This window comes from Bosea sp. (in: a-proteobacteria), assembly GCF_023953965.1.
Classification (GTDB): domain Bacteria; phylum Pseudomonadota; class Alphaproteobacteria; order Rhizobiales; family Beijerinckiaceae; genus Allobosea.
Map to the genome: position 1 here is coordinate 2,361,559 of NZ_JAMLIX010000001.1, position 13,522 is coordinate 2,375,080.

Annotated in this window: 15 protein-coding genes and 1 other RNA gene; 5 read left to right on the plus strand and 11 right to left on the minus strand. The window is 69.7% G+C overall.

Going from position 1 to position 13,522, the window contains the following annotated elements:
* Window positions 1-63: 63 nt before the first annotated feature.
* The 7 genes from M9917_RS10910 to ruvC form a co-directional block, all read right to left on the minus strand.
* Window positions 64-501, minus strand: a complete 438-nt coding sequence (locus tag M9917_RS10910) for a DUF2852 domain-containing protein (RefSeq protein WP_297253581.1) — start codon at window positions 499-501, stop codon at window positions 64-66.
* 96 nt (window positions 502-597) lie between these two features.
* The gene (locus tag M9917_RS10915) at window positions 598-1,257 is read right to left on the minus strand and encodes a TetR/AcrR family transcriptional regulator (RefSeq protein WP_297253582.1); all 660 of its coding nucleotides are present in this window, start codon (window positions 1,255-1,257) and stop codon (window positions 598-600) included.
* Window positions 1,258-1,312: 55 nt separating this feature from the next.
* Entirely contained in the window at window positions 1,313-1,714 is a 402-nt protein-coding gene (gene ybgC / locus M9917_RS10920; protein ID WP_297253583.1) for a tol-pal system-associated acyl-CoA thioesterase, read from the minus strand.
* A gap of 83 nt (window positions 1,715-1,797) precedes the next feature.
* Window positions 1,798-2,820 carry a Holliday junction branch migration DNA helicase RuvB gene (gene ruvB, locus M9917_RS10925; protein WP_297254828.1) on the minus strand — a complete coding sequence of 341 codons (1,023 nt, stop codon included), beginning with the start codon at window positions 2,818-2,820 and terminating at the stop codon, window positions 1,798-1,800.
* A gap of 23 nt (window positions 2,821-2,843) precedes the next feature.
* Window positions 2,844-3,335: a GNAT family N-acetyltransferase gene (locus M9917_RS10930; RefSeq protein WP_297253584.1), complete on the minus strand. Its 492-nt coding sequence runs from the start codon at window positions 3,333-3,335 to the stop codon at window positions 2,844-2,846.
* Complete coding sequence (gene ruvA / locus M9917_RS10935; protein ID WP_297253585.1) at window positions 3,332-3,949, minus strand: Holliday junction branch migration protein RuvA; 618 nt, start codon at window positions 3,947-3,949, stop codon at window positions 3,332-3,334. The genes M9917_RS10930 and ruvA overlap by 4 nt, the downstream gene beginning before the upstream one ends.
* A 25-nt stretch (window positions 3,950-3,974) precedes the next feature.
* Window positions 3,975-4,490 carry a crossover junction endodeoxyribonuclease RuvC gene (ruvC, locus tag M9917_RS10940; protein ID WP_297253586.1) on the minus strand — a complete coding sequence of 172 codons (516 nt, stop codon included), beginning with the start codon at window positions 4,488-4,490 and terminating at the stop codon, window positions 3,975-3,977.
* A 151-nt stretch (window positions 4,491-4,641) separates the two neighbouring features.
* Here ruvC and M9917_RS10945 point away from each other — a divergent pair, with 151 nt between their 5' ends.
* Window positions 4,642-5,421, plus strand: a complete 780-nt coding sequence (locus M9917_RS10945; RefSeq protein WP_297253587.1) for a sulfite exporter TauE/SafE family protein — start codon at window positions 4,642-4,644, stop codon at window positions 5,419-5,421.
* Window positions 5,422-5,427: 6 nt separating this feature from the next.
* Here M9917_RS10945 and M9917_RS10950 read toward each other — a convergent pair whose 3' ends face one another.
* The 4 genes from M9917_RS10950 to ssrS all read right to left on the minus strand — a co-directional run bounded on the left by M9917_RS10950 (window position 5,428) and on the right by ssrS (window position 7,876).
* Entirely contained in the window at window positions 5,428-6,174 is a 747-nt protein-coding gene (locus M9917_RS10950; RefSeq protein ID WP_297253588.1) for a YebC/PmpR family DNA-binding transcriptional regulator, read from the minus strand.
* A gap of 95 nt (window positions 6,175-6,269) precedes the next feature.
* A complete protein-coding gene (locus M9917_RS10955; protein ID WP_297253589.1) occupies window positions 6,270-7,094 on the minus strand; it encodes a TIGR00282 family metallophosphoesterase in 825 nt (274 codons plus the stop codon).
* Window positions 7,095-7,148: 54 nt separating this feature from the next.
* Window positions 7,149-7,712 (minus strand): 5-formyltetrahydrofolate cyclo-ligase, encoded by a 564-nt coding sequence (locus M9917_RS10960; protein ID WP_297253590.1) that lies wholly within the window; start codon window positions 7,710-7,712, stop codon window positions 7,149-7,151.
* 6 nt (window positions 7,713-7,718) lie between these two features.
* A non-coding RNA gene (gene ssrS, locus M9917_RS10965) (6S RNA) lies at window positions 7,719-7,876 on the minus strand.
* A gap of 140 nt (window positions 7,877-8,016) precedes the next feature.
* Here ssrS and ybgF point away from each other — a divergent pair.
* The 4 genes from ybgF (at window position 8,017) to glmM (ending at window position 13,512) form a co-directional block, all read left to right on the plus strand.
* The gene (ybgF, locus tag M9917_RS10970) at window positions 8,017-8,934 is read left to right on the plus strand and encodes a tol-pal system protein YbgF (RefSeq protein WP_297253591.1); all 918 of its coding nucleotides are present in this window, start codon (window positions 8,017-8,019) and stop codon (window positions 8,932-8,934) included.
* The gene (gene tilS / locus M9917_RS10975) at window positions 8,931-9,959 is read left to right on the plus strand and encodes a tRNA lysidine(34) synthetase TilS (RefSeq protein WP_297253592.1); all 1,029 of its coding nucleotides are present in this window, start codon (window positions 8,931-8,933) and stop codon (window positions 9,957-9,959) included. Before ybgF ends, tilS begins: the two co-directional genes overlap by 4 nt.
* A 110-nt stretch (window positions 9,960-10,069) precedes the next feature.
* Window positions 10,070-11,995: an ATP-dependent zinc metalloprotease FtsH gene (gene ftsH, locus M9917_RS10980; RefSeq protein WP_297253593.1), complete on the plus strand. Its 1,926-nt coding sequence runs from the start codon at window positions 10,070-10,072 to the stop codon at window positions 11,993-11,995.
* Window positions 11,996-12,168: 173 nt separating this feature from the next.
* On the plus strand, window positions 12,169-13,512 hold the full coding sequence (gene glmM, locus M9917_RS10985) for a phosphoglucosamine mutase (protein WP_297253594.1): 1,344 nt from the start codon (window positions 12,169-12,171) through the stop codon (window positions 13,510-13,512).
* Window positions 13,513-13,522: the final 10 nt, after the last annotated feature.

The window sequence follows — 13,522 nt, forward strand, 5'->3', positions numbered from 1 at the left end:
GCCGAGCCAAACAAAAACCCGCCCCGGAAATCCGGGACGGGCTGGTATTCGGGTCGGATCGCCTCAGGCGGCGTCGGGCCGGGCCGGGGGATCGGCCGGCGGGCCGTTGCGGCGATCGGCCATGAACTGGTCGAACTCGGCCTTGTCGCGGGCCATGCGCAGGCGGCCCAGGAAATCATGGAACTCGCGCTGCTCCTCCTCGAGCCGGCGCAGCGTCTCCATGCGATACTCGTCGAAGGCGCGGTTGCCGCTCGAAGGCTCGCGGCCCCAGCCGCCGAAGCCGCGGCCGGACATGCGCTCGCGCATCCGGTCCATCTTGCCCTGCAGGCGGCTCATCCGGTGCTCGTAGCGATCCCAATGCGAGCCACAACCCATGCGTCCACTCCCGAACAAAAAGGCCAGGGTCGCCAGACCCAGAGGCCACCACACGACGAAGCCGAGCACCGCGAAGGCGATCCAGGCTCCCTTTCCATATTCGTCAAGCTTGGCGACGAGCGGCATTGTCCTCCTCCGGGTCAAAAGACGTGAATGTAAATCACATTTACATAGATGCGTGCGGGAAGCCGGCTTGTCAAGGATGAAGCCTTCGGAAAATCGTCAGGCGGGGGGCGTGGAGGCGGTTTCCCGCTCGATCCCGAGGCCCTGGAGGTAGATCAGCATGCCGGCTTCGAGGAGTTCCGCCGCCGACATCGGCAGCGGGCGCCGGCCGCCGTCGGCGCGGCCGAACAGGGCGGCGATGCCGTGCGACATCGCCCAGATGTGCAGCGCCATCATCAGCGCGGGCGGGCGCTTGCCCTGCGGCAGCCGCGCGATCAGCGCCTCGGCGGCCTGCCTGAGGATGGCGAAAGCCTGGTCGGCGGCGGCGCGTAAGCCCGGATTGGCGTCGAGCGGCACGCCGGCCTCGAACATCGCGGTGTAATAGGCCGGCTCGTCATGGGCGAAGGCGAGATAGGCGCGGCCGAGCCGGTGGAAGGCGCTCTCGGGGTCGGGCCGGCCCTGATCCCAGGCGCGCGACAGCGCCGCCTCGAAGGCCTGGAAGCCGCGCGCGGCGACGTCGGCGAGCAGGTCGTCGCGGTCGCGGAAATGGCGATAGGGGGCGGCGGGGCTGACGCCGGCCATCCGCGCGGCCTCGGCGAAGGTGAAGCCGCTCGGCCCCTTCTCGCCGATCAGCCCGAGCGCGGCGCGCACCAGCTCCTCCTTGAGGTTGCCGTGATGGTAGCCGCGGGGATGTTCGGGGCGGTCGCGCTTCCAGCTCATGTTAAGAGCGCTAACATGCGGGCGGGGCTTGCGTCGATGGGTGTGGGCAGCATCGTCAATCGTCGAGCATCAGCCGCTTGCGCAAGACATCGGGAATGCGGCGCGCCCGGCCGGCGCCGATGCAGGCGACCTTGACCTGGGCCGTGACCAGGACCTCCGCGCCGCGCAGCACGCGCTGCTCGAGGTCCATGGTGGCGCCGCGCGCCTCGACGCAAGCCGTCTCGATCGTCAGCAGGTCGTCCATCACGGCGGGCCTGAGGAAGTCGATCAGCATCCGGCGGACGGCGAAGCCGAGCGCCGTCTCGCCGTCGAAGAGCTCGCGCTGCCCGATGCCGAGCGCGCGGATCATCTCGGTGCGGCCGCGCTCCATGAAGCGCAGATAGGAGGCGTGATAGACCACGCCGGAAAAATCGGTGTCCTCGTAATAGACGCGGATCTCGAGGCGGTGGGTCGTCATGTCGCGCAGAGCCTTTCGATGCCGGCGACCTTCCAATCACCGGCCGGATTGCGGCGCATCGCCTCCAGCAATCCGGCCGCCAATCAATCGTCCTCGGCTTCGCCGAACAGCCCGAACTGGGCGCTCTCGCGCGAGGGTTCCGGCATGCCGAGATGGCGGAAGGCGTGCGGGGTGAGCAGGCGCCCGCGCGGGGTGCGCTGGATGAAGCCCTGCTGGAGCAGGAAGGGCTCGATGATCTCCTCGATCGCGTCGCGCGGCTCGGAGAGCGAGGCGGCGATGGTCTCGATCCCGACCGGCCCGCCGCCGAAATTGACCGCGACGGTGGTGAGATAGCGCCGGTCCATCTGGTCGAGGCCGATGGCGTCGACGTCGAGCAGCGAGAGCGCCTTGTCGGCGACCTTGCGGGTGACGACCGGGTCGCCGTCGACGATGGCGAAGTCGCGCACGCGCCTGAGCAGGCGCCCGGCGATGCGCGGCGTCCCGCGCGAGCGACGGGCGATCTCGTCGGCGCCGTCCTGTGCCATCGGCACGCCGAGCACGCGGGCGCCGCGCGCGACGATGCCCGTGAGCTCCTCGACCGTGTAGAATTGCAGCCGGATCGGGATGCCGAAGCGGTCGCGCAAGGGTGTGGTCAGGAGGCCGGCGCGGGTGGTGGCGCCGACGAGGGTGAATTTCGGCAGGTCGATCTTGACCGAGCGCGCGGCCGGCCCCTCGCCGATGATCAGGTCGAGCTGGTAGTCCTCCATCGCCGGATAGAGGATTTCCTCCACCGCCGGGTTGAGGCGGTGGATCTCGTCGATGAAGAGCACGTCGCGCTCTTCCAGGTTGGTGAGCTGGGCGGCGAGGTCGCCGGCCTTGGCGATCACGGGGCCGGAGGTCGAGCGGAAGTTGACGCCGAGCTCGCGGGCGACGATCTGCGCCAGCGTCGTCTTGCCGAGCCCCGGCGGGCCGACGAAGAGGACATGGTCGAGCGCGTCGCCGCGGGTCCTGGCAGCATTGATGAAGACCTGGAGATTAGCCCGCGCCGCCGCCTGGCCGGTGAAATCGGCGAGCGAGAGCGGCCGCAGCGAGGTGTCGGCGTCGTCCTCGCGGCGTTCGCCCGTCATCAATCCGGAGCGCTTGGCCTCGCTCACAGCGCGATCTCCAGCTCGATGGCGTCGCGGACCGGGATGTCGCGGTATCCCGTCCGGATGATGCCCGGAACGACCGAGCGATAGGCGTCGATCGCCTCGATATAAAGCCCCGAGAGGCGGAAGCCCTGACGCTGGTAGAAGGTGAGGCCGGGCATGTTGTCGTTGGTCAGCATCGCCTTGAGCTTCCTTGCGCCGGCCGCCCGCGCCGTTGTGACGACTGCATCCAGCATGCGGATGGCGACGCCTTCGCCGGGCTTCAGCGAATGCAGCGCGCACAGATAGGCGTTCCCGCCCCGCATCGTCCAGCTCGCCAGCGCGGCGGTGCGCCCGTCCGGCTCGTAGAGACCGAGCGCGTCGATCTCGGCGACGTCATAGACGTGCAGGTCGATCATCATGCGCTGCGAGCCCCAGTTCGCCAGCATGAGGCGGCAGAGCTCGGTCTTGTCGGCGACGACGCGCAGTTCGAGCCCGTCGAGCGCTGCGCTCACTTGGCGAGCTCCTTCAGGCCGAGCTTGATGAGCTGGGCCGTGCCGGCGCCGTCGCCGGCGATGCGGGCGGCGGCGGCCACGGCGACCACCGCCTGCGCCTGCGGATAGCCGAGATTGGCGAGCGCCGAGACGGCGTCGGCGACGGGCTGCGGGAGCTTGCGATCCTCCAGCGCGCCGGAGAGCTGGGCCACGCCGGGGTCGATATGGCCGAAGGCGGGGGCCTTGTCCTTCAGCTCGGCGCAGAGGCGCTGGGCGAGCTTCGGGCCGACGCCGGGCGCGCGCGCGATCGCCGCCTTGTCGCCGGTGGCGATGGCGGTGGCGAGCGCGCCCGGATCGAATGTCGAGAGGATGGCGAGCGCGACCTTGGCGCCGACGCCCTGCACCACCTGCATCAGCCGGAACCAGTCGCGCTCGACATCGGAGAGGAAGCCGTAGAGGCGGATCGCATCCTCGCGGACATGGGTCTCGATCGAGAGCGCCGCCGCCTCGCCGGGCTTGGGCAGGCGCTGGAGCGTGCGCGCCGAGCATTGCACGACATAGCCGACGCCCTGCACGTCGACGATCACATGGTCCTCGCCATAGGAATCGATCAGGCCCTTGAGCTTGCCGATCATCGTCCGTTTCTCTCCGTCGTCTCGCTCATTCCGCCGCCCGCATCCCGGCGACCAGCGCCTTCATGCCGCGATGCTGGGCGTGGCAGATCGCGACGGCGAGCGCGTCCGCCGCATCGGCCGAGCCGGTCTCGGCCCGGGGCAGCAGCACCTTGATCATCGCCTGTACCTGCTTCTTGTCGGCATGGCCGACGCCGACCACGGTCTTCTTGACGAGGTTGGCGGCATATTCGGCGACATCGAGCCCGGCGAGCGCGGGCACGACCAGCGCGATGCCCCGCGCCTGGCCGAGCTTCAGCGCCGATTGCGGGTCGCGGTTGACGAAGGTCTCCTCGACGGCGACCTCCAGCGGGCGATGCGCGGCGATGACCGCGTGCAACCCCTCGTGCAATTGCCGCAGCCGCCGGCCGAGCGGCAGCGCCCCTTCGCTCTCGACGCAGCCGCAGGCGACGAAGGAAAGCTTGCTGCCTTCCGAGACGATGACGCCCCAGCCGGTCCTGCGCAGGCCGGGGTCGATGCCGAGGATGCGAATCGCGGATGCCATGACGCGCTCAAACTAGCGGATGTTTCGTCTTTGTCCCGTGCGAACGCATACGCAGATGAATTCTTCTCGTCCTTGCCATCGAAAGGGAAAACTGTTCTTCCTGCGGCCCGGCGGCAGCGCCTGCCGCATCGTCCCTCCTCGCGCCGGCTTCATGTCCTTCGATCTGTCTTTCTTCATGCCGGGGCTGGCGGCCGGCGGCATCGCCGCCCTTGTGGCGGCGACCCTGCTCGGCGGGCTGGTGCGCGGCTTCACCGGCTTTGGTTTCGCCATGGTGTTCATGCCGCTGGCCTCGATCGTGCTGGGGCCGGTGGCGGCGCTGGGACTGATCTGGTTCGTCGATCTGCCCTTCGCGCTGCCGATCGCGGCCTATAGCGCAAGGCGGGCCGAATGGCGCGAGATCCTGCCGCTGCTCCTGACCGCGACGCTGGCGCTGCCGGTGGGAATCTGGCTCCTGATCTGGCTCGACCGCGAGACGATGCGCTGGGTGCTCGCCCTGCTCGTGCTCCTGGCGGTGGCCTTGATCGCCTCCGGCTGGCGCTATCACGGGCGGCCGACGGTTCCGCTTTCGCTGGGCGTCGGCGCGCTGTCGGGCCTGTGCAACGGCATGGCCTCGATCGGCGGCGTTCCGCTGGCGGTGTTCTGGCTCGGCGCGCAGCGCAACGACCGGCACATGGCCCGCGCCAATCTGCAGACCTTCTTCGGCGCCTCGACCGTGATCGCCGGCGTGATCCTGTGGTGGAAGGGCATCCTCACCGGTGGCGCGCTGATGATGGCGCTGCCGCTCTCCCTCATCTACGGCGCCGGGCTGTGGGCCGGCACGCACGGCTTCCGCCGCGCCTCGGAGGCGGGCTTCCGGCGCGTGGCCTATCTGGTGATCTTCCTGAGCGCGTTCGTCAGCCTGCCGCTATGGGACAGGCTGATCGGGCGGTGACGACGGTCAGACGCCGAGCTTGGCCATGATCTCGTCGGCGATCTCGAAATTGGCGAAGACGTTCTGGACGTCGTCGTCATTGTCGAGCGCTTCCATCAGCTTCATCATCGAGGCGGCCTTGTCCTCGTCGAGCGGGGCCGCCGTCGTCGGCCGCCAGACCGGCTTGGCCGAGGCCGGAGCGCCCAGCGCCGCTTCCAGCGCCTTGGAGACTTCGTTCAGGGCATCGAAGGCGCACAGGATGACGTGGCCGTTCTCGTCGGAGATCACGTCGTCGGCACCGGCCTCGATCGCCGCCTCCATCACCGTGTCGGCGTCGCCGGCCTCGGGCGGATAGCCGATCTCGCCGACGCGGTTGAACATGAAGGAGACGGAGTTGCTCTCGCCCAGCGCCCCGCCCGCCTTGGTGAAGTAGGAGCGTACGGCGGAAGCGGTGCGGTTGCGGTTGTCGGTCAGCGCCTCGACGATGACGGCGGCGCCGCCGGGGCCGTAGCCCTCGTAGCGGACCTCGTCGTAGTTCTCGCCCTCGCCGCCCATCGCCTTCTTGATGGCGCGCTCGATATTGTCCTTCGGCATGTTCTCGGCGCGGGCGGCGATAACCGCCATGCGCAGGCGCGGATTCATGTTGGGATCGGGCATGCCCATCTTGGCGGCGACGGTGATTTCACGGGCCAGTTTCGAGAACAGCTTGGAGCGCACCGCATCCTGCTTGCCCTTGCGGTGCATGATGTTCTTGAACTGGGAATGGCCGGCCATGGGAGCTCGTTACCTTCGAAGGTTGCGGCAAAACTGCTGGAAGGCGGCCTTATAGGCGCCGGCGCCGCGCACGCGCAAGCCGGGGCAGGGCTTCGTCAGGAAATCCAGCCCGTCGGCAGCGCCTCGCTCAGATGCGGGCCGATGCGCACGGCCCAGACCGCGCTCGCGAGCCCGGTCGCATCGTCGATCTCGACCGCCACGCCCGACAGCGTGCCTTCGCCCGTCGCCGGTTCGAGCCTGACGCCCGGCACCTTCTGGAGGAAGCGGCGCACCGGCTCGTCCTTCTGCATGCCGAGCACGGAATCATAGTCGCCGCACATGCCGGCATCGGACTGGTAGGCGGTGCCGGCCGGCAGGATGCGGGTGTCGGCGGTCGGCGCATGGGTGTGGGTGCCGACGACGAGGCTCGCGCGGCCGTCGAGGAAATAGGCCATGGCCTGCTTCTCGCTGGTCGCCTCGGCATGGACGTCGACGATGACGGCGTCGGCCACCGCGCCGAGCGGGCAGGCGGCAAGCTCGCGCTCGATCGCCGCGAAGGGGTCGTCGAGCGGGTCCATGAACAGCCGGCCCATGACGTTGACGACGAGGACGCGGGCGCCGTTCCTGGCCTCGATCACGGCGGCGCCGCGGCCGGGCGTGCCGGGCGGGTAATTGGCGGGGCGGATCAGCCGGTCCTGCCGCTCGATGAAGACGAGCGCCTCGCGCTGGTCCCAGGAATGGTTGCCGAGCGTCACGACATCGGCCCCGGCGGCAAGGATCTCGTCGCAGATCGCCTCGGTGATGCCGAAGCCGCCGGCGGAATTCTCGCCGTTGATGACGACGCAGTCGAGCCGCCACGCCTCGCGCAGCGCGGGCAGGCGCTCCTGAACCGCGATCCGGCCGGGGCGGCCGACGATGTCACCGAGGAAGAGAAGACGCATGGAGGGAATCCGGAGGCTGGCTTGCCTTCTCCGTGACGCGAAAACCGGCGCGAATCAACCGCATGGAATCGCCTCGCGCTCGGTCGCGATCCAGTCGAGGGGCCGGTCGTGCGGCTCTTCGGGCACGGCGTCGACCTCCTGCGCCGCATAGCCGATGCCGATGCTTAGCGTCGGGCCGAGTTCGGTGAGCGCCCGATCGTAATAGCCGCGGCCGTAGCCGATGCGGTAGCCGCGCCGGTCGAAGGCGGCGAGCGGGACGATCAGGATCGCCGGTGCGAGCTCCGGCTCGTCGTGGGCGGGGACGGACGTGCCGAAGCCGCCCGGCACCAGCGGCCGGCCCGGCGCCCAGCGCCGGAAGACCATGCGCCCGCCGGTGATCGCGGGCAGGCAGAGCGGCAGGCCGTCCAGGGCTTCGAGGATCGGACGGGGATCGGCCTCGGAGCGCATCGGCCAATAGGCCGAGACCGGGCCGGCCGCGCCGGCCCAGACCGGCAGGGCGAGCACGCGCGCGGCGATGTCGCGATCCCAGGCGAGGCGGCTGTCTCGGTCGAGCGCATCGCGGCGGGCGAGCGCCCCGGCGCGGAGCATCGCCTTGTCTGGAGCGGGTGTCGTCGTCATGAGGGCTGCGGAGCCACCTCGGCCGTGGAGTTTCGAATCCCGGGACACCTACTGAAGTAGGTGGGCGCCGTGTGTCCGGTTCCGATGGATCCGGTCAGGGACAGCTCCCTTGGGAGTCGTATGGGCCCGGGGAATGCTGTCTCTCACGCACCAGGCAGCCCCGCATCGCCAATGTAGGGAAGCCGCCGCCAAAGCGCCAGTGGTGTTTTGCGTGCGGGCCGGCCATGAGGGCGTTCATATTTTGGCCGTGGTGAGCAGGTGTTATACACGGGCGCACGATAGGCTAAGGAAACCGGTTTCAGCGATGCTTCGTTCTCTCCTGGCCCGCCATCTCTCCCGTCCGGGGCTGGCCGCGCTCGTCCTGGCCGCCGCGCTCGCCGGCGGCACAGCGCCCGTCCGGGCGCAGGATCCCGCCGACCTGCTCGTCCGCACGACCCGGCTCGAGAACCAGCTGCGCCAGTTGTCCGGCCAGATCGAGCAGCTCCAGTTCGAGAACCGGCGCCTTACCGAGCAGCTCCGCAAGTTCCAGGAGGATGTCGATTTCCGCCTGAACGAGAAGGGCGGGCGCGCCGGCACGGCCACGCCGCCCGCCGGCGTCCCGCCGCAGCAGCGGCAGCGGCGCGGCGATGCCTTCGATCCGACGATGCAGCACGGCGCGGCCGGCGCGCCCCAGCCGCTTGGCGGCGGCATCGCCGGGATCATCGACGAGGAGGATGCCGGCGGCCCCGCCACGGGCCAGCCCCTCGACCTGCAGGGCGTCGGGCGCCCGGTGCCGCAGGGCGGCTTGCCGCCGGGCGCGCCGCGCGGCCCGAGCGTCGCCGCCGCCAGCGGCCCGCAGGGCGCCAAGGAAGCCTATGACCTCGCCCTGGCTTCGCTCCAGCGCAAGGAATACGAGCAGGCCGAGATGGGCTTCCGCCAGTTCCTGCAGAGCTATCCGCGCGACCGGCAGGCGGTCGACGCGACCTATTGGCTCGGCGAGAGCTATCTCCAGCGCCAGCGCTATCGCGAGGCGGCCGAGCAGTTCCTGAAGATCACGCAAGGCTCGCCGAAGGCGGCCAAGGCGCCCGACAGCCTGCTCAAGCTCGGCATGTCCCTCAACGGGCTCGGCGCCAAGGAGCAGGCCTGCGCCACCTATGCCAAGCTCGGCGTCGACTACCCTGCCGCCTCCAACGCCGTGCGCCAGGGGATGGCGCGCGAACGCCGCCGCTCCGGCTGCGCTTGAGCGCGGCTGCGGTCACGCCCGAGGAGGCCGCTGCCGCCTTCGCGGTGCTGGCCGATGAGGCGGCCCTGCTCGCCGCGGTGTCCGGCGGCCCCGATTCGGTGGCGCTGCTCGCGCTTCTGGCCGAGTGGGCGCAAGGGTCGGGCCGGCCGCCGCTCCATGCCGCGACGGTCGATCACGGCTTGCGGCCCGAATCGGCCGGGGAGGCTGCTGCGGTCGCGGCGCTCTGCGCGCGGCTCGGCGTCGGCCATGCGATCCTGCGCTGGGAAGGGACGAAGCCGGTGAGCGGCGTGCAGGCGCGGGCGCGCGGCGCCCGTTACGCGCTGCTCGCGGACGAGGCGAGGCGGCTCGGCGGCGCCACGCTGGTGACGGCGCATACGCTGGACGACCAGGCCGAGACCCTGCTGATGCGGCTCAGCCACGGCTCGGGCCCGTCCGGCCTCGCCGGTATGCGCCGGCGCGGCGAAGTCGGGGGCGTCGCGCTGGCGCGGCCGCTCATCGGGTTCTCGAAGGCGCGGCTCGTCGCGACGGCGCAGGCGTGGCGATTGCCCTTCGTCGCCGATCCGAGCAACAGCGACCGGCGCTTCGAACGGGTGCGCTGGCGCGAGGCGATGCCGGTTCTGGCGGAGCAGGGGCTGACGGCGGAACGGCTCGGGCGGCTGGCCGGGCGGCTGGCGCGGCTGGACGAGGCTGCCGCACGGCGGGCGCGCGAGATTCTGGCCGAGGTGGCGGAAGGTGCCGCGGACGGGCGCTTGCGCCTGCGCTTTTCCGCGCTGGCCAAGGAGCCGGAGGAGATCGTGCTCAGGGTTCTGGCGCTGGCGCTCGATGCGGCCGTGCCGGGTGGCGGGAGCCATGGCCGGCTCGAGCGGCTGGAGGATTGCGGGGAGGCCCTGCTGGCGGCGGCGCGCGCCGGGCTTTCCCTGCGGCGGACGCTCTCCGGCTGCCTCCTGTCGCTCGGCCGCGACGGCGTCCTGGTGCTCGCCGGCGAGGGGCGGCGCAGACGCGGCGTTCACTCTTCTCCGCCATAGTGCCGCCGCGTCACCGGTTTCCCTTGGCAAGGGCGCAGGCGCCACCTAAATTGGTAGTCGGGAAACTCTAGGCTCATCCGGTTGGTCCGGCGGGCCCGATCGGACTGGGAATGAATCCGAATTTTCGCAATTTCGCCCTCTGGGTGGTGATCTTCCTGCTGGTGCTCGCGCTCGTCACTCTGTTCCAGAGCCCGAGCCAACGCCAGAGCAGCAATGAAATCCCCTATAGCCAGCTGATCAACGAGGCCGAGGCCGGGCGCGTCTCCAACGTCGTCGTGTCGGGCCAGGAAATCTCCGGCTCCTTCTCGGACGGTCGCAGCTTCGTGACCTATGCGCCCTATGGCGATCCGAGCCTGCTGAAGACCATGGCCCAGAAGGGCGTGCAGGTCTCGGCGCGGGCGCCTTCCGAGGGCACGCCCTGGTTCATGGCGCTCCTGGTCAATTCGCTGCCCTTCGTCATCTTCATCGGGCTGTGGATCTTCATGTCCCGCCAGATGCAGAACGGCGCCGGGCGGGCCATGGGCTTCGGAAAGTCCAAGGCCAAGCTTTTGACCGAGGCGCATGGCCGCGTCACTTTCGAGGACGTCGCCGGCATCGACGAGGCCAAGGAAGACCTGCAGGAGATCGTCGAGTTCCTGCGCGATCCGCAGAAGTTCCAGCGGCTCGGCGGGCGCATCCCGCGCGGCGTGCTGCTGGTCGGCCCGCCCGGCACCGGCAAGACGCTCACCGCGCGCGCCGTCGCAGGCGAGGCGAACGTGCCGTTCTTCACCATCTCCGGCTCCGACTTCGTCGAGATGTTCGTCGGCGTCGGCGCGAGCCGCGTCCGCGACATGTTCGAGCAGGCCAAGAAGAACGCGCCCTGCATCATCTTCATCGACGAGATCGACGCGGTCGGCCGCCATCGCGGCGCCGGCCTCGGCGGCGGCAACGACGAGCGCGAGCAGACGCTGAACCAGCTTCTGGTCGAGATGGACGGCTTCGAGCCGAACGAGGGCGTGATCATCATCGCCGCGACCAACCGGCCCGACGTGCTCGACCCGGCATTGCTGCGGCCGGGCCGCTTCGACCGCCAGATCGTCGTGCCGAACCCGGATGTCGCCGGGCGCGAGAAGATCCTCAAGGTCCATGTCCGCAAGGTGCCGATGGCGCCGGACGTCGACCTCAAGATCCTCGCCCGCGGCACGCCCGGCTTCTCCGGCGCCGACCTGATGAACCTCGTCAACGAGGCGGCGCTTCTGGCGGCCCGGCGCGGCAAGCGCATGGTCACCCATGCCGAGTTCGAGGACGCCAAGGACAAGGTCATGATGGGCGCCGAGCGCAAGTCGATGGCGATGTCCGAGGAGGAGAAGAAGCTCACCGCCTATCACGAGGCGGGCCATGCCATCGTCGGCCTGTATGTTCCGGCCGGCGTGCCGGTGCACAAGGCGACGATCATCCCGCGCGGGCGCGCGCTCGGCATGGTCAAGTTCCTGCCGGAGGGCGACCGCTACTCGATGAAGTACAAGGAGTTCACCTCGCAGCTCGCGGTCGCCATGGGCGGGCGCGTGGCGGAGGAGATCACCTTCGGCAAGGAGAACATCACCTCCGGCGCCACCGGCGACATCCAGCAGGCGACCAAGATGGCCAAGGCCATGGTCACCCAGATGGGCTATTCGGACGAGCTCGGCATGGTCGCCTATGGCGACAACCAGGAGGAGGTCTTCCTCGGCATGTCGATGGGCCGCAGCCAGTCGCTTTCCGAGGCGACCGCGCAGAAGATCGACGCCGAGGTCAAGCGCCTCGTCGACGAGGGCTATGCCGCGGCCAAGACGATCCTGACCGAGCACCATGAGGAGTTCGTGCAGGTGGCCGAGGCGCTGCTCGAGTTCGAGACGCTGACGGGCGAGGAGATCCGCGACCTGATCGCGGGCAAGCGCCCCTCGCGCGATCTCGACGACATGCCGCACGCCCCGCGCGGCTCGGCCGTGCCCAGCGCCGGCAAGGGCCGCAAGCGCGGTGAGCCGGATGCCGGCATGGAGCCGCAGCCGCAGGCGTGAGCCCGGCGGATGGAATGACGAAGGGCGGCCGCGAGGCCGCCCTTTTTCGTTGGTTCGGCGGCTCACCTGCTCCCGTTTTCACGCTCCGTCATAATTCGTGAGAAGGCGGAAAGGTTTTTTGGTTATAGAACGCCCGAAACCGGGCGCGGCCCGGCGCTTGGAACCCCATCACGATGACGCGCAAATATTTCGGAACGGACGGCATTCGCGGGCGGGCGAACGGCGTCATCACGCCCGACCTCGCCTTGAAGGTCGGGCAGGCGACAGGCCTCGCCTTCCGCCGCGGCGAGCACCGCCACCGCGTGGTGATCGGCAAGGATACGCGGCTTTCCGGCTACATGATCGAGTACGCCATGGTCGCGGGCTTCACCGCGGTCGGCATGGACGTGATGCTGCTCGGCCCGATGCCGACGCCGGCGGTCGCCATGCTGACGCGCTCGATGCGCGCCGATCTCGGCGTGATGATCTCCGCCTCGCACAACGCCTATGAGGACAACGGCATCAAGCTGTTCGGGCCGGACGGCTACAAGCTCAACGACGAGGTCGAGCGCGAGATCGAGGCTCTGATCGACGCCGACCTGACGTCGCGCCTCTCGGGCGCGCCGAAGCTCGGCCGGGCCAAGCGCATCGACAGCGCCGATGCGCGCTATGTCGAGTTCGCCAAGCGCACCATGCCGCGCAACATGAGCCTGGAAGGCCTGCGCATCGTGCTCGATTGCGCCAACGGCGCCGCCTACAAGGTGGCGCCGCAGGCGCTGTGGGAGCTGGGGGCGGAGGTCATCACCATCGGCGACGAGCCGGACGGCTTCAACATCAACCGCGATGTCGGCTCGACCCATCCTTCCACGCTGGTGGCGAAGGTCAGGGAGCTGCGCGCCGATATCGGCATCGCGCTCGACGGCGATGCCGACCGCGTGCTGGTGGTCGACGAGCACGGGCAGATCGTCGATGGCGACCAGCTCATGGCGGTGATCGCGCGCTCCTGGCTGGAGGACGGCCGGCTCTCGGCGCCGGGCATCGTCGCGACGATCATGTCCAATCTCGGGCTGGAGCGCTATCTGGCGGGCCTTGGCCTCACGCTGGCGCGCACCGCTGTCGGCGACCGCTATGTGCTGGAGCACATGCGCAACCACGGCTTCAACCTGGGCGGGGAGCAGTCCGGCCACATCATCCTGTCGGATTTCGGCACGACCGGCGACGGGCTCGTCGCGGCGCTGCAGCTGCTTGCCGTGGTGAAGCGGATGGACAAGCCGGTCTCCGAGGTCTGCCACTGCTTCGAGCCGCTGCCGCAGATCCTGAAGAACGTGCGCTACAGGAAGGGCCGCCCGCTCGAGGAGAAGCCGGTGGTCAGCGCGATCGAGGCGGCCAAGCAGCTCCTCGGCGAGGGCGGGCGCCTCGTCATCCGCCCCTCCGGCACCGAGCCGGTGATCCGCGTCATGGCCGAGGGCGACGACCGCGACCTGGTCGCGCGCGCGGTCGACGATGTCGTCGAGGCGGTGACGAAGGCCGCGGCCTGAGGCCGCCGCC